General features: G+C 72.4%; 23 protein-coding genes and 1 riboswitch. Of the genes, 7 read left to right on the top strand and 16 right to left on the bottom strand.

What is annotated here, in order from left to right:
* Window positions 1-11: 11 nt before the first annotated feature.
* On the bottom strand, window positions 12-926 hold the full coding sequence (locus OG736_RS37180) for a sulfurtransferase (protein ID WP_327186326.1): 915 nt from the start codon (window positions 924-926) through the stop codon (window positions 12-14).
* A gap of 427 nt (window positions 927-1,353) precedes the next feature.
* On the opposite strand from OG736_RS37180, the gene OG736_RS37175 reads away from it, so the two are divergent.
* The 5 genes from OG736_RS37175 (at window position 1,354) to OG736_RS37155 (ending at window position 6,100) form a co-directional block, all read left to right on the top strand.
* Entirely contained in the window at window positions 1,354-2,277 is a 924-nt protein-coding gene (locus OG736_RS37175; protein ID WP_327186325.1) for an ABC transporter substrate-binding protein, read from the top strand.
* A 136-nt stretch (window positions 2,278-2,413) separates the two neighbouring features.
* Window positions 2,414-3,466: an ABC transporter substrate-binding protein gene (locus OG736_RS37170; RefSeq protein ID WP_327186324.1), complete on the top strand. Its 1,053-nt coding sequence runs from the start codon at window positions 2,414-2,416 to the stop codon at window positions 3,464-3,466.
* A complete protein-coding gene (locus tag OG736_RS37165; protein ID WP_327186323.1) occupies window positions 3,463-4,233 on the top strand; it encodes an ABC transporter permease in 771 nt (256 codons plus the stop codon). The genes OG736_RS37170 and OG736_RS37165 overlap by 4 nt, the downstream gene beginning before the upstream one ends.
* Entirely contained in the window at window positions 4,230-4,991 is a 762-nt protein-coding gene (locus OG736_RS37160) for an ABC transporter ATP-binding protein (protein WP_327186322.1), read from the top strand. The genes OG736_RS37165 and OG736_RS37160 overlap by 4 nt, the downstream gene beginning before the upstream one ends.
* Window positions 4,988-6,100, top strand: a complete 1,113-nt coding sequence (locus tag OG736_RS37155) for a phosphotransferase enzyme family protein (RefSeq protein WP_327186321.1) — start codon at window positions 4,988-4,990, stop codon at window positions 6,098-6,100. Before OG736_RS37160 ends, OG736_RS37155 begins: the two co-directional genes overlap by 4 nt.
* Before the next feature lie 113 nt (window positions 6,101-6,213).
* On the opposite strand, the gene OG736_RS37150 is transcribed toward OG736_RS37155, so the two are convergent.
* The 15 genes from OG736_RS37150 to OG736_RS37080 form a co-directional block, all read right to left on the bottom strand.
* Window positions 6,214-7,362 carry an LLM class flavin-dependent oxidoreductase gene (locus OG736_RS37150; RefSeq protein WP_327186320.1) on the bottom strand — a complete coding sequence of 383 codons (1,149 nt, stop codon included), beginning with the start codon at window positions 7,360-7,362 and terminating at the stop codon, window positions 6,214-6,216.
* Entirely contained in the window at window positions 7,355-8,446 is a 1,092-nt protein-coding gene (locus tag OG736_RS37145) for an LLM class flavin-dependent oxidoreductase (RefSeq protein WP_327186319.1), read from the bottom strand. The genes OG736_RS37150 and OG736_RS37145 overlap by 8 nt, the downstream gene beginning before the upstream one ends.
* Complete coding sequence (locus tag OG736_RS37140; protein ID WP_327186318.1) at window positions 8,443-9,819, bottom strand: NtaA/DmoA family FMN-dependent monooxygenase; 1,377 nt, start codon at window positions 9,817-9,819, stop codon at window positions 8,443-8,445. The genes OG736_RS37145 and OG736_RS37140 overlap by 4 nt, the downstream gene beginning before the upstream one ends.
* 19 nt (window positions 9,820-9,838) lie before the next feature.
* Window positions 9,839-11,041: an LLM class flavin-dependent oxidoreductase gene (locus OG736_RS37135; RefSeq protein ID WP_327186317.1), complete on the bottom strand. Its 1,203-nt coding sequence runs from the start codon at window positions 11,039-11,041 to the stop codon at window positions 9,839-9,841.
* Between the two features lie 121 nt (window positions 11,042-11,162).
* The gene (locus tag OG736_RS37130) at window positions 11,163-11,294 is read right to left on the bottom strand and encodes a putative leader peptide (protein WP_327186316.1); all 132 of its coding nucleotides are present in this window, start codon (window positions 11,292-11,294) and stop codon (window positions 11,163-11,165) included.
* A gap of 11 nt (window positions 11,295-11,305) precedes the next feature.
* Window positions 11,306-12,055, bottom strand: a complete 750-nt coding sequence (locus OG736_RS37125) for a GNAT family N-acetyltransferase (protein ID WP_327186315.1) — start codon at window positions 12,053-12,055, stop codon at window positions 11,306-11,308.
* An 85-nt stretch (window positions 12,056-12,140) separates the two neighbouring features.
* Window positions 12,141-13,163 carry a transporter substrate-binding domain-containing protein gene (locus OG736_RS37120; RefSeq protein ID WP_327186314.1) on the bottom strand — a complete coding sequence of 341 codons (1,023 nt, stop codon included), beginning with the start codon at window positions 13,161-13,163 and terminating at the stop codon, window positions 12,141-12,143.
* 73 nt (window positions 13,164-13,236) lie between these two features.
* Window positions 13,237-14,040, bottom strand: a complete 804-nt coding sequence (locus tag OG736_RS37115; RefSeq protein WP_327186313.1) for an amino acid ABC transporter ATP-binding protein — start codon at window positions 14,038-14,040, stop codon at window positions 13,237-13,239.
* On the bottom strand, window positions 14,037-15,017 hold the full coding sequence (locus tag OG736_RS37110; protein ID WP_327186312.1) for an amino acid ABC transporter permease: 981 nt from the start codon (window positions 15,015-15,017) through the stop codon (window positions 14,037-14,039). The genes OG736_RS37115 and OG736_RS37110 overlap by 4 nt, the downstream gene beginning before the upstream one ends.
* A gap of 396 nt (window positions 15,018-15,413) precedes the next feature.
* Window positions 15,414-15,533, bottom strand: a riboswitch (SAM riboswitch).
* Window positions 15,534-15,599: 66 nt separating this feature from the next.
* Window positions 15,600-16,496 (bottom strand): glutathione S-transferase C-terminal domain-containing protein, encoded by an 897-nt coding sequence (locus tag OG736_RS37105; protein WP_327186311.1) that lies wholly within the window; start codon window positions 16,494-16,496, stop codon window positions 15,600-15,602.
* An 857-nt stretch (window positions 16,497-17,353) separates the two neighbouring features.
* Window positions 17,354-18,160 (bottom strand): NAD(P)-dependent oxidoreductase, encoded by an 807-nt coding sequence (locus OG736_RS37100; protein ID WP_327186310.1) that lies wholly within the window; start codon window positions 18,158-18,160, stop codon window positions 17,354-17,356.
* A 13-nt stretch (window positions 18,161-18,173) separates the two neighbouring features.
* Window positions 18,174-18,674 carry a DoxX family protein gene (locus tag OG736_RS37095; protein ID WP_327186309.1) on the bottom strand — a complete coding sequence of 167 codons (501 nt, stop codon included), beginning with the start codon at window positions 18,672-18,674 and terminating at the stop codon, window positions 18,174-18,176.
* Entirely contained in the window at window positions 18,667-18,837 is a 171-nt protein-coding gene (locus OG736_RS37090; protein ID WP_327186308.1) for a hypothetical protein, read from the bottom strand. The genes OG736_RS37095 and OG736_RS37090 overlap by 8 nt, the downstream gene beginning before the upstream one ends.
* Window positions 18,838-18,989: 152 nt before the next feature.
* On the bottom strand, window positions 18,990-19,919 hold the full coding sequence (locus OG736_RS37085) for a carbohydrate kinase family protein (RefSeq protein WP_327186307.1): 930 nt from the start codon (window positions 19,917-19,919) through the stop codon (window positions 18,990-18,992).
* 47 nt (window positions 19,920-19,966) lie between these two features.
* Complete coding sequence (locus OG736_RS37080) at window positions 19,967-20,653, bottom strand: class II aldolase/adducin family protein (RefSeq protein ID WP_327186306.1); 687 nt, start codon at window positions 20,651-20,653, stop codon at window positions 19,967-19,969.
* 40 nt (window positions 20,654-20,693) lie between these two features.
* Between OG736_RS37080 and OG736_RS37075 the strand changes: the two genes are divergently transcribed.
* Both OG736_RS37075 and OG736_RS37070 read left to right on the top strand, forming a co-directional pair.
* Window positions 20,694-21,362, top strand: a complete 669-nt coding sequence (locus tag OG736_RS37075) for a TetR/AcrR family transcriptional regulator (RefSeq protein ID WP_327186305.1) — start codon at window positions 20,694-20,696, stop codon at window positions 21,360-21,362.
* Between the two features lie 94 nt (window positions 21,363-21,456).
* Window positions 21,457-21,816, top strand: coding sequence for a hypothetical protein (locus OG736_RS37070; protein ID WP_327186304.1), 360 nt, complete (start codon window positions 21,457-21,459; stop codon window positions 21,814-21,816).
* Window positions 21,817-21,904: the final 88 nt, after the last annotated feature.

Raw genomic sequence — 21,904 nt, 5'->3', positions numbered from 1 at the left:
GGGCCGGCGGGTCAGCCGCCCTGCCCCGGCCGGGTCCGGGCCGCGCCGCCCAGCTCCAGCGGTCGCGCCGGGTCCTTCGACCACTCCTCCAGCGAACCGTCGTAGAGGGACACGTCCTCGCGCCCCAGCAGGGTGAGGGCGAGGGCGACCCCGGCGGCCGACACACCGCCGCCGCAGTACAGGACGACCGGCGTGTCGGTGGCGTCGAGTCCCGCACCGACACGCGCGGCGAGGTCCGCCGCGGGCAGCAGGCGCCCTTCGCCGTCCAGGAGTTCGCGACCGGGAAGACTGCGGCTGCCGGGGATGTGTCCGCGTCGGCTGTACCGGGTGGGGGCCGACCCGTCGAAGCCGGCCGCGGGCAGCGCGCAGACCAGGGTGCCGGGCTGCTCGCCCCGGCTGATGGCCTCCACCGCGTGGACATCGGTCCACAGTTCGGGACGCGGGACGGGCGCCACGGGGGTCACCTCGGGCACCGGCACCGGGTCGTCGCCGGACGCGAGTGGCCGTCCCGCCGACTCCCAGGCCGCGAGGCCCCCGTCGAGCACGGCCGCCGGCACGGAGATCGCCCGCAGCATCCACCACAGCCGGGCCGCCCAGATCCCGCCCCCGGTGTCGTACGCGACCACCGCGCCGCCCTCCCCCACACCGACCCGGGCGAGCGCGCGGGCCAGCGCCTCCGGGCCCGGCACGGTGAAGTGGCAGGGCGCGTCGCGGTCGGAGAAGTCCCCGGTCAGGTCGGCGTGCCGGGAACCGGGGAGGTGTCGTCGGACCCATCCCTCACGGCCGCTCGCACTGCGGTGGTCACCGTCGTGCCGGGGTGAGGGAAGCAGCACCGTGGCGTCGAGGACGACCAGCCGGGGGTCGTCGAGCCGGGCGGCCAGCCAGGTGTCGTCGACGAGGGGGCCGGGCAGCGGGGAGGTGGTCATGGCGGCCGATGGTACGCCCGTGAGCTGGGCGTCTTATCCACTGATCATGGCCGTCTCATATTTCGGATCAAGGTTGCGCGAGGACCGTCGGCTGCCGTTATGGTTTCGGCCATCTACGCGGGAGCCCCTCCCCGGACGGGCTGAGAGGGCGTCTGGGATCCGTTCGTCGAACGCGGTCCCCATGGGGACGCCGACCGCACGAAACGCGCCCAGGCGCCCCGCGTAGGAGTTCACGTGTCCGCAGCAGTAGAGCCGAAGCCTCCGGTGGTCTTCACCCCGGCGGGCAGCTCCTGTTGTTGTCGCCCGTGCGGCTGCCGCGCGTGCCGCTGTCGCCGGTCCGTCTGACCGCGCACCGCCCGCACGCCGCACACTTCCTCCCCCTCCGCCCCTCTTCCGCGTTCCCGCGCGCCCCCTTCGGAGTTCCCTCATGCCGCACATCCGGGTCATGCTCGACTATTTCCATCCCTGGCCCAATTCCTCCGGTTTCTATGTGGCCCGTGCCCACCGCTGGTTCGCGGAGGCCGGGCTGGACGTGGAACTCGTGGTCCAGGATCCGGGACGCGGTGACACCCTGGAGTACCTGGCACGCGGCGAGGTGGACTTCGGTGTCTTCCCGCCCAACCGGCTGCTGGCCCGGCGCGCCGCGCACGGCCAGCCGCTGATCGCGGTGGCCGCCGTCAACCACCGGGGCCTGGAGGCGATCCAGACCACCGCTTCCACCGGCATCACCCGCCCCCGGGAGCTCGCGGGCCGTCGCGTCGCCCTCAACCCGACCCCGCGCGGCCTGGCCATGGTCCGCCATCTGGTGGCGGCCGACGGCGGCGACCCGGACGCGGTGGTCACGATCGACGCGGGCACCCGCGAGCTGACGGTCGACGACATCGAGGCGGGCGAGGCAGACGCCACCTTCGGCACCTACTGGTCCTGGGACGCGCTGCGCGGCGACCTCCCCGAGGAACGGCGCGTCACCTGGCCGGTCGACGAGATCGGCGCACCCCGCTACCACAGCTACCTGCTGGGCACGAGCGAGCGCCTGCTCGCCGAACAGCCCTCCCTCGTACGGGACTTCCTCGCCGTCACGGCCCGGGGCTACACGTCCGCCGCGCAGGACACCGAGCGGACGCTGGAGTTGCTCGAAGGGGTCATCCCCTACTTCCCGCGCTCGCTGATAGCCCGTTCCCTCACCCTGATCGCACCCACCTGGACGGACCCGCAAGGCCGTTGGGGCGTGATCGACCCGGCGCGCACGGGCCCGTACGCGCACTGGCTGTCGGAGCACGGCGCCCTCGCGCACGACCGGGACTGGGACCGCTCCTTCACCAACGCGCTGCTGCCGGCCGTGACCGCATGAGTGTCCTGTGCTGCCAGGCCCGGGGGCTGACCCGGCGGCTGGCCGTCGACTTCAAGCGGGTGGACAGCGCGCTGTGTCGCCGGGCGTGACCGCGCCGACGCCGCACCGACCCCCCTCGCCCCCCGAAGGAACCCTCATGCACCGCCGTACCGTCCTGTCCGTCATAGCCGCGTCGGCCGTCCTCGCCGCCACCGGCTGCTCCGCGGACCCCTCGGCCGACGCCACCGCGAAGGACGGCACCACGACCGTCACCCTCGCCCTTGACTGGACCCCGAACACCAACCACACCGGCATCTACGTCGCCCAGCAGAAGGGCTGGTTCAAGGCGGCCGGCATCGATCTGAAGATCGTGCCCTACGGCTCGACCGCGCCCGAGACGCTGATCGCGAGCCACAAGGCCGACTTCGGCATCTCCTACCAGGAGGGCGTCACCACGGCGCGCGCCGCCGGACAGGACATCACCTCCGTCTACGCGGTCACCCAGAAGACGAACGTCACCATCGCCGTGCGCGCCGGCCGTACGGACATCGCGTCCCCCAAGGACCTGGACGGCGAGACGTACGCCGGTTTCGGCGCGCCCTACGAGAAGCCGCTGCTGCAGAAGGTGATCCGCAACGCGGGCGGCAAGGGCGACTTCAAGCAGGTCACCCTCAGCACCTCGGCGTACGCGGCGCTCTACGCGGGCAAGGCGGACTTCGCGATGCCGATGCCGACCTGGGAGGGGCTGGAGGCGGAGCTGAGCGGCAAGCCGCTGAAGAACTTCCAGCTGTCCGACTACGGCTTCCCGGCGATCTACTCGACGCTTCTCGCGTCCTCCGACCGGTTCCTGAAGCAGCGCCCGGAGGTCGCGAGGAAGTTCCTGGCCGCCGTCGACAAGGGGTACAGGTACGCGGCCGACCACCCCGACCAGGCCGCCGATCTCCTCATCGACGCCAACAAGAGCGTGCTCACCAACACCGAACTCGTGCGGAAGAGCGAGGAGTTGCTGGCCAAGGAGTACTACAGGGCGGCCGACGGCACGATCGGCACCCAGAGCGAGGAGCGCTGGCAGGCCTTCGCCGACTTCGAGTACCGGGCCGGGCTGCTGAGCGACGCGAACGGCAGCAGGCTGACCGAGGCCCCCGACGCCACGTCGTTCTTCACCAACGCCTATCTGCCCACCTCGAAGGACGCGGGGAGCGCCAAGTGAGGTCGCTACTGCGGTCGTTGTGGCCGCCGTTGCTCGTGCTGGCCGTCGTGGTCGGCGGCTGGCAGCTGTACGTGACCGGCGCGGGCGTCGATCCGACGATGCTGCCGTCGCCGGAGCGGGTGCTGGAGCAGGGCTGGGCCAACCGCGCGGACCTGTGGGCGCAGACCGTGCCCACGCTCCAGGAGACCCTGCTCGGCTTCGCGCTGTCGTTCGCGGCGGCCTGGCTGGTCGCCGTTCTCCTGGACTTCTCGGCGGCGGCCCGCAGGGGGCTGTATCCGCTCCTGGTCGCCTCGCAGACCGTCCCGATCGTCGCCGTGGCCCCCCTGCTCATCATCTGGTTCGGTTTCGGGCTGCTGCCGAAGATGCTGGTGGTGACGTTGACGACGTTCTTCCCGCTCGCCGCCAACCTGGCCGCCGGGTTCGCCGCGACCGACCGTGAGGCGATGCGGCTGCTGCGCTCGCTGGGCGCGGGCCGGCTGCGGACGTTCCGGCTGGTGCGGGTACCGAGCGCGATGCCGTACTTCTTCGCCGGCCTGCGGGTGAGCATCACCTACGCCGTCGTCGGCGCCGTGTTCGCGGAGTACGCGGGTGCGGAGGCCGGGCTCGGGATCTATATGCAGGCGCAGAAGAGCGCGTTCCGGACGGACCTGGTGTTCGCGGCGGTCGGCGTGACGGCGGCGCTGAGCATCGCGCTGTTCGGGGCCACCTGCCTGCTTCAGCGGCTGGTGCTGCCGTGGGAGCGGGCGCAGCGGGAGGAGACGTCATGAGCAGTCTGCTGATCGAGGAGGTGGGTAAGTCCTTCGGCTCGCTGGAGGTGCTGCGCGGTCTCGAACTGTCGGTGGAGCCGGGCGAGTTCGCGGCCGTGATCGGGCCGAGCGGCAGTGGCAAGAGCACGCTGTTCAACCTCGTCTCGGGGCTCGACCGGCCGACGACCGGCCGGGTGCTGGTGGAGGGCGAACCGGCCGGGGTGCGCTCCGGCAAGGTCGCCTACATGCCGCAGAAGGACCTGCTGTTCCCGTGGCGGACCGTGCTGGACAACACCGCGCTCGGCCTGGAGGCGCAGGGCGTGCGCAAGAAGGAGGCCCGGGCGCGGGCCGACGCGCTGTTCGCCGACTTCGGGCTCGACGGCTTCCAGAAGGCGTACCCCTCGCAGCTCAGCGGGGGCATGCGCCAACGGGCCGCGCTGCTGCGCACGGTCGTCCTGGAGCGTCCGGTGCTGCTGCTGGACGAGCCGTTCGGGGCGCTGGACTCGCTGACCCGCACCGAGATGCAGCTGTGGCTGGCGCAGATGTGGCAACGCCACCGCTGGACGGTGCTGCTGGTCACCCACGACATCCGCGAGGCGGTGCTGCTCGCGGACACCGTGCACGTCCTGTCGCCGCGCCCGGCCACCGTCGTCGCACGCGTGGAGGTGCCGCTGGCCCGCCCGCGCGGGGCGCAGGACTTCACCGCGCCCGAGTTCGCGGCCACCGAGCGCCGGGTCCTGGAAACACTGCGCGGCACAACGGCGGTGAAGACGCCGTGAGTTCACATCTGGCCCACGGTCTCGGCACCGACCCGGTCGAGCCGGACTGGGCGCCGCTGACCGACGACGAGGTGACCGACGTCGTCGGGGCGGGCGCCCGGGTGGTGTGGCGCAGCCCGCGCCCGTTGTCCGCGGCGGCCGTCGTCGAGCGGGACGGCCGGCGGCTGTTCGTGAAGCGGCACCACATCGCCGTGCGCTCCCCGGCAGGGCTGGCGGAGGAGCATGCCTTCCTGCGCCACCTGCGCGAGCACGGCGCGCCGGTCGTGGAGGTGCTGCACACGGCGGCACGCGGCACGTGGACGTACGAGGTGCACTCGACCGGCGCCGGGGAGGACCTGTACCGGGACGCGCTGTCCTGGTCGCCCTTCCGCTCCCCCGCGCACGCCAGGGCGGCGGGCGAGGCGCTGGCCCGACTGCATCTGGCGGCCCGGGGGTTCGACGCGCCCCGGCGTCGGGTGCAGCCTCTCGTCGCCTCGTTCACGGTGTTCGCCGCGCGGGATCCCCGGGAGGCGCTGGACCGGTTCCTCGACGAGCGGCCCCGACTGGCCGCGGGGATCGGGCGGTTCCCGTGGCGCGAGGACGTCCGCCGGGTGCTGCTGCCGCTGCACGAACGGCTCGCGCCCCATCTGTCCGGCCTGGAACCCCTGTGGACCCACAACGACTGGCACGCCTCCAACCTGCTGTGGGGCGGCGACGGACAGGTCAGCACCGTCCTGGACTTCGGCATGAGCGACCGCACGACGGCCGTGCACGACCTGGCCACCGCGATCGAACGCAACGCCGTGCAGTGGCTCCGGCCCGGCTACCCGGTGCGGGACGAGGACGTGACCGCGCTCGTCGACGGCTATGTGTCCGTACGACCCCTCACCGCCGTCGAATCGGCCGCGCTCCCCGAGCTGCTGCCGCTGGTGCACGCCGAGTTCGCGCTGTCCGAGCTGGGCTACTTCCACAGTGTCACGCGGTCCGCGGAGAACACCCGGCTGGCGTACGAGTACTGCGTGGGGCACGCCGAGTGGTTCGCCGGCGAGGACGGCGGACGTCTGCTGGACGTCGTGGCCCGTGCCGTCGGGGCCGAGCGCGGGCGGTCCACCGCGATCACCTTGCGGTAGGCCGTGGGTGACGGTGGGCGTGCCGCCGTCGGCGCGGCGACGAGGCCGGCCGCGCCGAGGCGGTCACGTACGGGCGTCCGTGGGGACGCCGGTACGGCGGGACCGCGGGTGGATCAGTCCGACGGGGCGGAGTGGCCCCTGCGGCGCCACTCCTCGGCGAGGAGTTCGTAGGAGCGGACGCGGTCCGTGTGGTCGTGGGTGATGGTGGTGACGAGCAGTTCGTCGGCGCCGGTGGCCTCCTGGAGCTGTTCCAGGAGGTCGGCGACCCGGGCCGGGGAGCCGACGAACTGGGTGTCGATCCGGTCCTGGACGAGCGCCCGGTCCTCGTCGGTCCAGGCGTGGGCGCGTGCTTCCCGCGGGGTCGGGAACGGGATCGCGCCCTCGGCAGTGCGGATGCTGCGCACCCACGGGCCGTAGCCGGCGGCGAGTTCGCGGGCGTGGTCGTCGTCCTCGGCGACGACGACGTCGGCGGAGACGCTGACATAGGGCGCGTCGAGGGACGCGGAGGGCTTGAAGCGGGCCCGGTAGCCGTCCACCGCCTCCAGGACGGTGGCCGGGCTGACGTGGTAGTTCGCTGCGAAGCGCAGGCCCCGGGCGCCCGCGACCTCGGCGCTCTGGCCGCCGCTGCTGCCCAGGATCCACACGTCGACCTCGGCGCCCTCGCCCGGTACGACATGCGCTTCGAGGCCCTCCGGGGAGCGGTAGGTACCGGCCAGCAGGGCGAGGACGTCGTCGATCTGCTCGGCGTAGTCCTGCGAGGTGGCGTCCGGCAGGAGGAGCAGCCGGCGCTGGAGGGCGATCCGGGGCGAGCCGAGGAGGCGTTCGAAGGAGAAGCGGGGCGGGATCAGCAGGCCGTTCGGGGCCCGGCCGTCGACGACCGGGGTGGCCGTGGCCGGCGGGCTCGGCCGGTCCCCCGGCGGACGGCCGCCCGAGCGGCCCAGGCCCAGGTCGAAGCGGCCGGGGTGCAGCGCGTCGATCAGGCCGAACTCCTCCACCGTGGACAGGGCGGTGCGGTGTCCGAGCTGTACGGCGCCGGAGCCGAGCCGGATGGTGTCGGTGGCGGCCGCGGTCAGCGCCAGGACGACGGCCGGGGAGGTGCCCGCGACACCGGGGTTGAGGTGGTGTTCGGCGAACCAGTAGCGGGCGTATCCGAGCCGTTCCGCGTGCCGGGCCAGGTCGATGGAGTTGCGCAGGGCGTCCGCGGCCGTCGAACCCGAGGGGATCGGGACCAGGTCGAGCACGCCGAGGGGGATGTCAGACACGGGCCGGCTCCTCGGTGTTCGACGGTGTGGGAAGCACCGGTCCCCAGGCGAACGGCGGGTCCGGCAGGTCTCTTCGCAGCACGGAGGCCACGTCCGACTGGAACAGCTCCAGCGAGTCGCGGTGCCGGGCGTCGGTCAGGCCGCTCGCGTCGGCGTGCACGTGCAGCACGGTGTGGCCGAACCGCTCGTGGTAGCGGTGCACCTTGTCGATGACCTGCTGCGGGCTGCCGATCAGGGCGGAGCTGCGCTCGACGAAGTCCTCCAGCGTCTCGAAGACGACGGGCAGCCCGGCCTGTCTCTGGAAGGCGAGCGTGCCCTCGAAGACCGGCCGGTAGGCCTCGACGGCCTCCTGGGAGGTGCGCGCCACGTACAGTCCCGCCGAGCCGGCGCCCACCGCGAGGGCGCCCGGGTCGTGGCCGTAGTGCTCCCAGCGCTCCCGGTAGTACCGGATCAGCTCGGCGTAGGGCTCGATGGGGTGGGTGACGTTCGCCGAGAACAGCGGGTCGCCGTAGCGGGCGGCCAGGTCGACGGACTCCCTGCTGGTGGCGCTGCCGTGCCAGACCCGGACGGGCTGCTGGTACGGCCGGGGCCACACCTCCGCGTCCGTCAGCTCCGGGCGGAAACGGGTGGCCGCGGTGACCTTGTCCTGGCGCCAGATCTGCCGGAACACCTCGTAGCCCTCGGCGTTGCGCTCCCACTGGTCGTCGGGCGTGACCTGGAACAGCTCGCGCTGGGCGGCGCCGTTGCCCTTGCCGATGATCAGCTCCAGGCGGCCGCCGGAGAGGTGGTCGAGGGTGGCGTAGTCCTCGTAGGCCCGGACCGGGTCGAGGAGGCTGAGGGTCGTCACGGCGGTGAAGAGCCGGATGCGGCGGGTGAGGGCGGCGAGGTGACTCAGCACCACCGGCGGGGAGGAGGAGATGAACGGCCGCTCGTGCCGCTCCCCCACGCCGAAGCCGTCGAAGCCGAGTTCCTCGGCGAGCAGGGCGTTGTCGAGCACCTCGCGGAAGCGGTCCTGCGTGGACTTCAGGACACCGGTGACCGGGTCCGGGCGGTGCACGATCAGGGTGATGGCGAGGAACTTCACGAGGCCGCCCGCGCGGCGCTGTCCGCTTCGTCGGGGTGGGCGAGGCCGAGGTGGTCGCGGAGGGTGGTGCCCTCGTACTCGGTGCGGAAGACGCCCTGTTCCTGGAGGAGCGGGACGACCTCGTCGGCGAACGCGTCGAGGCCGCCGGGGGTGATGTGCGGGACGAGGATGAAGCCGTCGGCGGCGTCGGCCTGCACGTACTCGTTGATCGTCCTGGCGACGGTCGCCGGGGAGCCGACGAAGTTCTGCCGGTTGCCGGTCTCGATGACCAGGTCGCGGATCGACCAGTTGTTGGCCTCCGCGAGCTCACGCCACTCGCGGGCGGTGGCCAGCGGGTCGCGGTACATCCGGACCTGGGCGCGGCCGCGCGCGATGTGGTTCTCGCCGAGATCCGGGTCGATGTCCGGCAGCGGGCCCTCCGGGTCGTAGCCGGACAGGTCCCTGTTCCAGACGAACTCCAGGTGCTTGAGGGCGGTGGCGCCGCTGACCTGCTGGCGGCGCACGTCCTTGGCGATCTCCTCGGCCTCGGCGTCGGTGTCGCCCAGGACGAAGCTCGCGGCGGGCAGGATCAGCAGTTGGTCGGCGCGCCGGCCGTACTTGGCGAGCCGTGACTTGACGTCGGTGTAGAAGGCCTGGCCGGCGTCGAGGGCCGCGTACCGGCTGAAGATCGCGTCGGCGGACGAGGCGGCGAACTCGCGGCCCTCGTCGGAGTCCCCGGCCTGGAAGATCACCGGGCGGCCCTGGGGGCTGCGCGGCACGTTGAACCGGCCCTGGATGTCGAACTGGCGGCCCTCGTGGACGAAGGCCCCGGCCTTGGCGTCCTGGAGGAAGGTGCCGGTGCTCGGGTCTGCGACGATCTCGTCGCCCCGCCAGGAGTCGAAGAGCTCGCCCGTGGTGGCGAGGAACTCCTTGGCCCGGGCGTACCGCTCGTCCTGCGGGAGGTAGCCGCCACGGCGGAAGTTCTCACCGGTGAAGGCGTCCCAGGAGGTGACGACGTTCCACGCGGAACGGCCGTCGGAGAGGTGGTCGAGGCTGGCGAACTGGCGGGCCACCTCGTAGGGCTCGTTGAAGGTGGAGTTGATGGTCCCGGTCAGGCCGAGGCGTTCGGTGACGGCGGCGAGCGCGGCGAGGATCGTGAAGGTGTCGGGACGGCCGACCACGTCCAGGTCGTAGATCTTGCCGCCCTGTTCGCGCAGTCGCAGCCCCTCGGCCAGGAAGAGGAAGTCGAACTTGGCGCGTTCCGCGGTCCGCGCGAAGTGCGCGAAGGAACTGAACTCGATGTGGCTGCCGGCCCGCGGGTCGCTCCACACGGTGGTGTTGTTGACGCCGGGGAAGTGCGCGGCGAGATGGATCTGCTTCTGGGGCTTGCTCATGGTGGGGTCTCCCTCCCGCTCAGACGGCGGCGTAGCGGTTGGCGGGGCGGGGCAGGCCCAGCAGCCCGCGCAGGGTGTCGGCCTCGTAGGCACGGCGGAAGGCGCCGCGGCGCTGGAGTTCGGGGACGAGACCCCGGGTGACGGCCGGGAGGTCGTGGCCGGCGACGGCCGGGCGCAGCCGGAACCCGGTCAGTCCGGCTGCCTGGAAGTCCTGGAGGAGATCGGCGAGTTGGGCGGGCGAGCCGGCGAAGATGCGGGCGTCGCTCCGGTACTCCTCGCCGGCGAGGGCGTCGAGGCGGTCGCGCCGGGCGGCGGCCTCGGCCGGGTCGTCGTCGAGGAAGACCACCAGGTCCGCGAAGACGTGCAGCGGCTCGGCGGCCCGCCCTGCCCGTTCCTGTTCGGCGCGGATCTCGGCGACGATCGCACGGGCCTGGCCGGTGTCGTGCGGGGTGGTGTACCCGACGTCGGTGGCGCGGGCCACCAGACGGTAGGGGACCGTGTCGTGCGCGAGGGCGGTGACCAGTGGCTGGCCCTGCGGCGGGCGCGGGGTGATGGAGGGCCCCTTGACGTTGAAGTGGCGGCCCTCGAAGTCGATGTAGTGGAGTTTGTCGCGGTCGACGAATCGGCCCGTCGCCACGTCCCGGATCTCCGCGTCGTCCTCCCAGCTGTCCCAGAGCCGGCGCACGACCTCGACGTAGTCGGCGGCCTCGTCGAACAGGTCGGTCACCAGCTCCTGGGTGGCCGGGGCGTCGTAGGCCTCGATCCGGGGGATGGTGCGCCGGCCGAAGTGGGCGGCCTCGGTGGGGCGGGCGGTGATCTGCACGCGCAGGCCGGCGCGGCCGGTGCTCACGTAGTCGAGGGTGGCGATCGCCTTGGACAGGTGGAAGGGCTCCGTGTGCGTGGCCACCACCGTCGGCACCAGGCCTATGTGGTGGGTGAGCGGGGCGACACGGGAGGCGACGAGGACGGCGTCGAGCCGGCCGCGTACCTGGTCGGTGCGGTCGTCCGGGTCGAGGAAGTGGGAGGACTGCGGGCCGAGGCCGTCCTCGATCGTCACGAAGTCGAGCAGTCCGCGCTCGGCCTCGGCGACCAGGTCGGCCCAGTATCCGGCGGTGAACAGCTCACGGGGTCGGGCGACGGGCTCGCGCCAGGAGGCGGGGTGCCAGCCGGTGCCGTCCAGTGCGACGGCGAGATGCAGCGGGGAGGAGGGGGTCGAGGACACGAGGGTGCCTTCCTGGAGGTCCGTACGAGAGCGCCGGCCTGCGCGCGGAGACGGCGCGGGCACACGGCGGGGTGCGAGCGCGTCGAACCGGGGGTCTCCCCGGCCGAAGGCTGGGGAAGGGTCAGGAGCAACAGAGCGCGCCGGCCACGCGCTGAAGGTCGATGTGGGGCCGGGAGTGGAGGTGTACGGCGTGGCGTATGTGGGTCACGTCCGCACCTCCCTCTTTCCAGGCGCCGCGCGGCGCCTCACACATCTCGTCATCAGTCAGAACGCCGCGAAATCGCCGGATGTTCCCGGTGTGCGCACCGAGACGATGGTCGAGCGGCGGCGCAGGGTGAAGCCGAGGGACTCGTAGAGGCGGATCGCGGGGGCGTTGCCTGCGGCGGCGTGCAGGAACGGGGTGTCGCCCCGCTCGCGGATGCCTTCGCCCACCGCGCGGATCAGCCGGGTGGCAAGGCCGTTGCCGCGGTGGTCGGGGTCGGTGCAGACGGCGCTGATCTCGGTCCAGCCGGGCAGCCGCAGCCGTTCGCCGGCCATGGCGATCAGGCGTCCCTCGTGCCGGATGCCGAGGTAGGTGCCGAGGGCGACGGTCCGCCGGAGGAAGGGGCCGGGGCGGGTGCGGGCGACGAGGTCGAGGATCTCCGGCACGTCGTCGGGGCCGAGGTGTACGGCTTCGGGCGCCGGTTCGGTGCGGAACGCCTCGGTGGCGGCGAGCTGGACGCCCTCGCCCCCTCCGATGACCTCCCAGCCGTCGGGAACTTGTTGAACGGGCTTGATGCGTACGGCGGTTCCAGGGCCGACGAGGGTGCGCAGGTCATCCCAGGCGGCGGGGTCCCCGGGGTCGGCGAGGGCGGCGAAGTCGTAGACGTCGGCCGGGTAGCGCGCGGCGCGGCCGACCCGGTCGGCGAGACGGGCGTGCGGGCCGTCGAGCGCGGCCCACACGGCGTTGTCGAGGGGGTGCGGGTGGGCGACGGTCGGAGCTCCGCCTCCGCGGAGGTCGATCGAGGTGGTCACGGAGGCGGAGTCCCTTCCTGTCGTAGCTGTCGTTGCCGTCGTGCCTGACTCAACCTGCACGCGTGATCGTGGTGGTGACGATCGGTCAGGAGTTGTCCAGCGGCAGTCCGGGCGGGTTGATCTCGGACTTGGCGACGGCCTCGTTGGAGAGGTTGTAGGCCGCCAGCCACTTGGCGTACTGACCGTGCTCGATCAGGTAGTTGATGGCGTCCGCGACCGGCTTGGCGAGACCGCTGTCCTTCTTGGCGGTGGCGGCGATCAGGCCCTGGAGCGTCTCACCGGCGCCGGAGAAGGTGCCCGCGTTGCGGGTGGCGTTGGCCTTGCCCGCGGTCTGGGAGACGTTGTAGGCGATGCCGGGGTTGGGGCCGAAGTACGCGTCGATCTTGCCGCTGGCGAGCGCCAGGTAGATGCCGTTGCGGTCCGGGTAGTACTTGACGGTGAGCTTCTTGCCCTCGGACTCCAGCTTCTTCTTCCACTCCAGGAGGATCTTCTCCTGGTTGGTGCCGGAGCCCACGGTGACGGTCAGACCGGCGAGGCTCTCGTAGTTGCCGTCGAAGTTCCAGGTGCTGGACTTCTTGACCTCCCAGCCGAGGTTGTCCTGACGGTAGGAGGCGAACTCGTACTTCTTCTTGCGCTCCTCGGTGTCGGTGATGTTCGAGAAGCCGACGTCGACCTTGCCGCTGTCGATGCCGACGAAGAGGTTCTCCCAGGTGAAGTTCTTCGTCTCCGACTTCAGGCCGAGGACCGCGGCCACCAGGCGGCCGAGGTCGGGTTCGGCACCGGTGAGGGTCTTCTGGTCGTCGCCGACGTAGGCGAGCGGGGCGAAGCCGGAGGGCAGGGCGCCGATGCCGATGTTCAGCTTGCCGCTCTTCTTGATCGCGTCGGGCAGTTCGGCGCTGATGGACTTGACCTCGGAGACCTTCAGGGCGGTCTCCTCGGCGGCGCCGTTGGACACCCGGCCGATGGTCACGCTGCCGGCCGCGCCGTCGGTCGTGGTGGCGGCCTCGCTGTCACCACCGCAGGCGGCGAGCCCGGTGGCGAGAGTGGCGACCGCGGTCGCCGCGGTGATGCCGCGAAGCAGGCTGCGTCGGGTGAAGTGGGCAGACATGGCCGTCCTTTGTGACTGATGTGACTGGGCGAGAGGGTGGTGGCGTGGGGGGAGGTCGTGGGGTGCTTCGGTGTCAGAGCACCTTGCTGAGGAAGTCCCGGGTCCGCTCGTGCTGCGGTGCGTCGAGGACCTCGCCGGGCGGGCCCTGCTCGACGATCTTCCCGTCGTCGATGAAGACGACCCGGTCGGCGACCTCACGGGCGAAGCCGACCTCGTGGGTGACGATGACGAGCGTGGTGCCGCTGGTCGCCAGGTCCTTGATGACGGCGAGGACCTCTCCCACGAGCTCGGGGTCGAGGGCGGAGGTGGGCTCGTCGAAGAGGATGACGCCGGGGCGCAGCGCGAGGGCGCGCGCGATGGCGACGCGCTGCTGCTGGCCGCCGGAGAGCTGCCGGGGATAGGCGGCGGCCTTGTCGGCGAGGCCCACCCGGTCCAGGAGTTCGCGGGCCAGTTCCAGGGCGGCGGACTTGGCGAGTCGCCCGGTGGCGGTGGGCGCGGCGGCGACGTTGTCCAGCACGGTCAGGTGCGGGAAGAGATTGAAGTTCTGGAAGACGAAGCCGATCCGGCCGCGCTGGGTCAGGATGGCCCGTTCGCTCAGCTCGCGCAGCCGGTCGCCGTTGCGGCGGACGCCGATCAGCTCGCCGTTGACGCTGACGTAGCCGATCTCGGGCTTCTCCAGGTGGTTGATGACCCGCAGCAGGGTGGACTTGCCGGAGCCGGACGGGCCGAGGATCACGGTGACCTCGCCGGGCCGCACGGTCAGGCTCACACCGTCCAGGACCCGGTGGGCGCCGTACCACTTGTGCACGTCGTGCACCTCGACGGCGGCGGGCACGATCCCGGCGGTGTCGGCGCTCTGCACGGTCTCGGTGGTCATACGGCGGCCTCCCGGCGGATGCGGGCCCGCAGGTCGGTGAGACCGGTCCGCAGTTTCTGAAGCGGCGTCGGCGGCAGGGAACGCGTGGCGCCCCGGGCGTAGTAGCGCTCGACGTAGAACTGGACGACGGAGACGAGGCTGGTCAGGATCAGGTACCAGACGGTGACGACCAGCAGCAGCGGCACGATGTCGCCGGGATAGGTGGCGCCCATGGTCTGCGCGGTGCCGAACAGGTCGAGCAGCGACACGTAGAAGACCAGCGAGGTGGACTTGACCAGGCCGATCAGCTGGTTGACGTAGTTCGGCGTGATCGACCGCAGGGCCTGCGGGAAGACGATCTTCCAGAACTGGTAGCGCTTGGGCAGGCCGAGGGCGGCGGCCGCCTCGTGCTGGCCCTGGTCGACGGAGAGGATGCCGCCGCGGACCACTTCGGCGGCGTAGGCCGCCTCGTTGAGGCTGAGGCCGACGACGGCGATCACCATGTCGGTGGCCAGCCGGGACTCGTCGAAGCGGAAGAACGCCGGGCCGAAGGGGACCCCCACGCTCAGGGTCTGGTACAGGGCGCTGAAGTTGTAGAGGAAGAGCAGCACCACGATCAGCGGGATGGAGCGCAGCGCCCACACGTAGGTCCAGCTGACCGCGCGCAGCACCGGGCTCTTCGAGAGCCGGGCGAGGGCGAGCAGGATGCCGCCGAGGAGGCCCAGCACCGCGCTGTAGGCGGCCACTTCGAGGGTGATCAGCAGTCCGTCGAGGATGACCGGCCGCAGGAACCAGTAGCCGAAGCGGTCCCACTGGTAGAAGGGGTTGGAGATCAGTCCGTGCGTGAACTGCGCCACCAGGACCAGGGCCACGGCGGTGGCGATCCAGCGGCCGGGCTTGCGCAGCGGCTGGACGCGCTGGGCGGTGAGCTTCTCCGACGGGACGTCGATGGCGGGTGCGGGCTCGGCGAGGGTCACGGCGCCTGGGGGTTCACTCATGAGGGGCTCCGGCGGGAGTGGGACACCCCGGGTCACGGCGGACGTGCGTGGCCGGACGCGCTTCGGCGGGGCGGCGGGAACCGCTCCGCGGGCGCGAACAGGGCATGGCGCACGGATGCGTACAGGAGACCGGGGTGGGGCGGACAACGGCACACCGCTCGGGCGGTGTTCGTCAGGAACGCGGAGGCGGGGCTGCGGTGCGAGGGGTTCGTTCAGCCCCGACAGCGGGCACGGCCCGGTGCGGTACACAGTGCGCTGTTCACGCGCAGGAGATCGACGGCGCGGTTGGCGACGAGGATGTCGAGGTACGGCCGTACGCAGCCCCGGGGGCGACGGGGCGCCGTCCGATGAGCTGCGTACATGTCCGTCTCCATCACTGTTCCGGCCCCTGAGGGGCCCTCGCGCTTACCGATACGTCATTACCGAAACGTCGGTCCGGTCGTCACCTGGGGCACCCCACCGCGGAGCGAGGGTTGCCGGTCAGCTAGCCAGGGCTTGTCGCTGACGCTCATGACCGTTCTGGGCCGTAAGTAAGACAGTTGCCCGAACGAATGTCAACGGCGGTCCGGTGGATGGACCGGGTCAGGGCCGGTTGACCTGCGGTCGGACCGCCGCACCGGCTTCCGCGTGGGTCTCCCAGTCCAGGATCTGGACAGCGGCGCCGGCGGCCTCCAGGCCCTGGCAACGGGCGTGGTGGCGGCGGGCGATGGCGTCCAGGTCGAGGTGGGCGCCGAAGGCCGGACGAGCGGCCAGCCGGCGGGCGTAGGCCCACAGCGCGGGGTGGTCGGCGATGCGGTGCACGGCCCCCGCGTCCAGGTGGTAGCGGTGCACGGTGTCGAGTTGGACCAGGGCGACCCACAACTCGACGTCGGCAGCGGTGATCTGATCGCTGATCAGGTACTCGTGGGCACCGAGCCCTCGCTCCAGCACCCCGAGCGTGGTGAGCAGCGTGTCGAGGGCGGCGGTGCGCTCCGCCTCCTCGGCGTCGGCCGCTCCGGCGCGCTGGGCGGCCTCCTCGATGCCCTGGGCGCACATCCGCTCGACGGCCTCGATCTGGGATACCTGGCCGCACGGGTACAGGGTGGGCCGGCCGCCGCCGAAGTGCCGGGCCAGGTCCCGGGCGATGTCGGGGCCGTGGCTGCTGACGATGCGCCCGGACCAGTCGTCGCTGAGCACGGGGGCGAGGGCGGGTCCGGTGTACCGGTGCGCGCTGGCGTCGTACAGCGGACGCAGCGCGGAGTGGCCTCCGTCGGGGCAGTCCGGGACGGCGGGCAGGAAGGTGACCGGGCAGGCCTTGTCCAGGCCGAGGAGGCTGTGGGTGACGGCGATGCGCAGACAGTCGGGGTCGGCCGCCGCCAGATGGAGGCGGTAACGGCGCGGCACCGCGTAGTGGCCGCTGCGCGCGTCCCTGCCGATCCGGCCCCGGAAGGCGGCGGCGGGCCGGGTGGACGGGTGGGCGGCCAGTGGTGTGACGGACATGACTCTCCCCGGGGGCGGGACGCACACGGGACGTGCGCGCGGCGGATGCGACGTCGAAGAGGGAGGTGCGGACCTCGTCCGCACGTGCCGGGTGCGGCCGCGTCCGCGGGACACCGCCGGTGCGGTTCGGCGCGGGGACGGGCCCGGCTCAGTCCTGGAACCTGATGGCGCTGCAGACGCGCTTCAGGTCGATGTGACGGCGGGAGGTGAGAAGGGGTGACGAACACGCCGTACGGCCCGCTCGGCCGAGTGTCGGCTCCAGTCGCCCCATTGTTTCCCTACCCGTTCACTAGGATTCCCGAATCGAGTGTCGATCCGCCTCGAGCCCCCGTCAAGGGGGCGTCCACCAGGTGAGTACCGGCGCCACCCGCGGGAGTGTCCCGGAGGCGGTGCAGGGCAGTTCGAGGGTGGCGGCGGCGTCACACGTACCGTGTGCCGATGAGCCCGCCCGGGCCTCCGTCGGGGTGGCCCGGCCGGGGTCCGCGCGCCGGGCACCAAGGACTCCGCCGCACTCGACGGCGCCCGTGGCGCTCTAGGGGCCCGGACGACGATCACCGGGTGGTGTCGGTGGCTGCGGCGAGCCGGTCACCGGGGGCGCGGGGCCGGTGCCGGGGGATCCGGGCCCGCGCGACGACGCCATGGCGCGGAGCTCCCTCTCCTCGGCGACCGCGTCGACCGAGGTGCCCTCGAAGCCGCGGGCGGCGGAATCCTCCAGCGCGGCTTCGAGGATCTCCGCACACCGTGCCGACAGCGCGGTGCGCCCCTTTCCGCAGTGGGACGGGTACCCGCGTACGGACGGACGACCGCCCCGGCGGGGCGAGGGAGGGGGCGTGCCCGGCCGGGTGCGACGGTCTTCCTCACCTCCCCATGGCGTCCAGGGCGGCGCGGGCGGCGTCTCGGACCGGGCCCGTAGCGGTCCGGCCCGCCGCGTCGGCGACCTCGCCCAGCAGGCGTACGTCCTTGGCGAGCAGCCCGCCCGCGTGGGCGCCGATGCGGTCGAGGGTGCCGCCCGCGTCGGCGACCCGCTCCAGCGCGAAACTGGCGGCGCTGCCGCTCGGCAGGACACGGCCGAGGGCCGCCGGATCCAGGCCCAGGGCCCCACCGAGCGCGAGGGTGTCGGCCGCCAGGGCCAACTGGGCGGTGAACAGGGTGTTGTTGAGCAGTTTGGCGACCTGACCCGCACCGACGGGACCCAGGTGGACGACCGGGTCGCCGTAGGTGGCGAACACCGGGCGGCAGGAGGCGAACACCTCCGGGTCCCCGCCCGCCATGACCAGCAGGGTGCCCTGTTCGGCGGCCCGTCCGCCACCGCTGACCGGGGCGTCCAGCACGGACACGCCTTGCTTCGCGGCGCGTTGGGCGAGACGGCGGCACGTGTCGGGGTGGACGGTGGAGTGCACGGCGATCACCCCGCCGGGCCGCAGTCCCTCCAGTACGCCGGAGGCGACCTGCTCCACATCCGCGTCGGCCACCACGCACAGGCACACCAGGTCGCTGGCGGCGGCCAGTTCGGCCGGTGAGCCGGCGGTCCCGGCGGCGGTGCCGGCGAAGGGGTCGAGGGCGGCGGGCCGTCTGGCCCACAGGGTGGTCACGAAGCCCGCCTCGACGATCCGGCGGGCCATCGGCGCTCCCTGGCCGCCCAGTCCGATGAAGCCGACGCGCACGGGGCGCCCCCCCTCAACTCTCCTGCCGGGGTCGCCAGAACACGGCCAGCAGCCCGGCCGTCGCGACGACACCCACCCCGAGCACCACACCGGCGCCCGTCCATCCGGTCACCCCGATGTCCGCGGCCTCGTCCACCGCGTACTCCCCCGGCCCCCACGCCCCCAGCGCCACCGCGAGGACGCCCAGGACGAGGACGTACTCGTAGCCCTCCTTGAACACGAAGAAGCCGTTGCGGCGGTGTGCCAGCAGGCCCGCGACCAGCATCACGGACAGCACCGCCGCGCAGGCCAGTGAGGTCAGGAATCCCGCCAACAGCAGCACGCCCGCGCCGAGTTCGGTGAGGACGCTGAGCCATGCCTGGAGTCTCGGGCGGGTGAGTCCGAGCCCGCCGAACCAGCCGGCGGTACCGGTTATGCCGCCTCCGCCGCGCCAGTGGTTCCAGCCGTGCGCCAGCATCACCACACCGAGCACGACCCGTACGAGCAGCAGTGCGGTGTCCGAAGCCTCACTCATCGCCATGTCCCTTCTCCGTCGGCAGCGCCCGTACGCCCGGCGCGCGCTCCTCGGCGAAGGCGAGCACGTGCGGGTGGTGGGCGAGAGCGGTACGGCCGACGCCGGTGTCGTGGCCCGCGCCCGCCTGCTCGTGGCGTACCACCCGTGGGGCTCCGGTGAACATGGAAGCGAGGTCCGCCGGTCCCCGGGGCCGTTCGTCCGCACCCGCTCGTACACGGCGAGGGTGAGGTGCACGGGCACCGGGACCCGGGCCGAGGCCCGACCGCCGGCCCCTTCACCTCCCGGCAGCCGGCCCCTCCCTCTCCTCGATCCCCCTCAGGTGCGGGACTTGGTCGTCGCGGCGAAGGCGTCGGCGGCGGTGAGGTCGAAGTCGCCGTGGTCGCTTCCGAGCCCTTGCGCGACGAGTGCGGCGGCGGCGCTGCCGAGGACGGCGGCGTCGCTCGGCGTACGGCCCAGGCTCACGCCCCGCAGATAACCGGCCGAGAACGCGTCACCGCACCCGGTGGTGTCGACGACGTCGACCACGAAGGCGGGGACCGGTTCCGCGCCGTCCGCGCTCACCACGAGCGCGCCGTCGCCGCCGCGCGTGACGGCGACGACGCCCGCACCGGCGGCGAGGAGCTTGCGCGCGCCCGTCAGCAGGTCGCTCTCGCCGGTGAAGCCGAGGACCTGGTCCTCGTTGGGCAGCAGATGGTCGATGTAAGGCAGGGCCGCCTCGATCTGGTCGAAGCTGCCGAGGACACCGGGGGCGAGCAGGTCCACGGAGGTGACGACACCGTGTTCCCTGGCGTACGACAGGATGCGCGTGGTGACCTCGACACCGATCAACTCCGGTCCGCCCAGGTGCAGATGGTCGGCCTCGGCGAGGGCGTCCCAGGGGACGTCGTCGAGACCGTAGGTGATGTTGGCGCCGAGCAGGTGCAGCGAGGGGCGGTCGCCGTTGGGCCGGATCGGCAGCACGCTCGCGGAGGTGGCGGTGTCCGTGCGGCGGACGAGGTGCTCGGTGTCGATGCCCGCCCGGTCCAGCAATCCCACCAGCAGGTCGCCGGTCGGATCGGAGCCGATGGCGCCGGCGGTGCGCACCTGCGCGCCCAGCTTGGCGAGGGTGAGCGCGGTGCCGCCCGCGGTGCCGGCGGCGGTCATCCGGATGTCGTCGACCAGCGTCGCGCCCTGGCCCTCGGGTATCTCCTGCACCGGCCGCACCAGCACGTCCAGGACGTGCACGCCCATGGTGAAGATCTTCATCGGCCATCCCCCTTCATCGGCCTCGTCGCCTCATCGGCTTCATCGGCTCATCGGCTCTGTTCCTGCGCGGGTGGTACGGGGTGGGTGGTGCCGTAGTCGCGGGCGATCGCGGCCTCGATCACGGCGAGTTGCTGCTGCTCGTCGAGGAAACGGGGCCGGCCCATGGCGGCCGCGCGCTGATAGACGCCGCAGGCCCATTCGAGCAGCAGGGCGTTCTCGACGGCCTTGTCGAGGGTCGTCCCGTGGGTGACGGCGCCGTGGTTCGCCAGCAGGGCGGCGCTGCGCCCGTCGAGCGCGGTGACTACCGACTCGGCGAGTTCGGGGGTGCCGAACGTGGCGTGGGGCGCGACCCGCACCGTGCCGCCGAGAGCGAGCAACTGGTAATGGATGCAGGGCAGTTCGTCGAGCACACAGGAGACCGCGGTGGCCATCGGAGCGTGGGTGTGGACGACCGCGCCGGTTCCGTAGCGGCGGTAGACCCCGAGGTGCAGCTCCAGTTCCGAGGTCGGCCGCAGACCTCCGGCCACCACCTCGCCGTCGAGGTCGACCACGGTCACCTGGTCCGGGGTGAGTTCGGCGAGGACCGCTCCGGTCGCGGTGACCGCGACCCGGTCCTCGACGCGTACGCTCACGTTGCCGGCCGTGCCGATGAGGAGGCCTGCGGCCCCCAGGCGCCGGCAGACGTCCGCGACGGCGGCCCGCTCCTGTCTCAGCGCCGAGCTTGAGGCGGTCATGGGCGCGAAGGTAGCGTAAACGTGAAACAAAGTCACGTTCATGTTTGGAGGCAGTCCTTTGGTCCAGGCGACCGCGGGTCCGGGCGGTGGCGCTCCCCTGCGCCGCACGCCGCGGCAGGCGCGCAGCAAGGCCCGTCTGGCCCTGATGCTGGAGGCCGCCGAACGCATCCTGGTCGGCGAGGGCGTCGAGGCGCTCACCACGACGCGGGTCGCGGCCGAGGCGAAGGTGTCGGTCGGCTCGCTGTACCAGTACCTCCCCGACCGTGACGCGATCATCGACGCCCTCGCCACGGGTTACTTCGCCCGCCTCGAAGACGTCATGGACGAGCTGGTCCGGACGGCGGCGCGGGAGCGGTGGGACGATCCCGTGGGCGTGCTCATCGACACCTTCGCCCGCGTCTACCGCACCGAACACGGTTTCCGTGCCCTGTGGTTCGGCAGCGGGCTGACCGAGCGGACCCGGGCCGCGGACCGTGAGCACAAGCGGCGGATGGCCGACGGGATCCGCCGGGTGCTGCTCGCGCTGGGCGTCGCCCCCGACGACGAGGCGCTCGCGCGGGCCTGCCATGCGGCGATCCTCGCCGCCGACGCCCTCGCGCAGGAGGCGTTCCGGCGCGCCCCGGAGGGCGACACCGACCTCCTCGACGAGGCGAAGGCGATGCTGCGCTGCTATCTCGCCGAGGTCGTCGCACGCTACGAGCAGCGGTAGCCGGAGGTCCGTGGCCGCCGGCGTGGACCGCCCGATAGCGTCGGGGCCCGTAGCCGACCGCGCCGGCGGTCGCCGCATCCGGAGAACGAATCCCATGACCGAGCAACTCCCCCCAGCCACCACGACCCTCTGGCGTCCCACCGGCCCCAAGGAGCTGGAGCTGGTCCGTGAGCTGGGCTGGCGGGCCTGGCCGCCCCGGCTGCCCGAGCAGCCGATCTTCTACCCGGTCCTCGACGAGGACTACGCCATCCGGATCGCCCGGGACTGGAACGTCAAGCACGACGGCGCCGGCTATGTCACCCGGTTCGAGGTCGACACCGCGTTCCTGCGCAGGTATCCGGTCCAGCAGGCGGGCGGCCGGACGATCCTCGAACTGTGGGTGCCGGCCGAGGAGCTGGACGAGTTCAACGCCCATGTCGTGGGCGAGATCGAAGTGGTGCACGTGTTCTCGTGACGCCCGCTGCAAGGTTTCCGCAAGGTCCCGGCAGGCCTTCCGTCCATCGGGAGGGGCAAACGCCCGGCAGACGGGGCCGAGCCGGTCC

Source organism: Streptomyces sp. NBC_01334 (genome assembly GCF_035983595.1).
GTDB classification, from domain to species: Bacteria; Actinomycetota; Actinomycetes; order Streptomycetales; family Streptomycetaceae; genus Streptomyces; species Streptomyces coriariae.
Note: the sequence above shows the minus strand (reverse complement) of the source record. Positions and strands in the feature narration are given on the sequence as shown.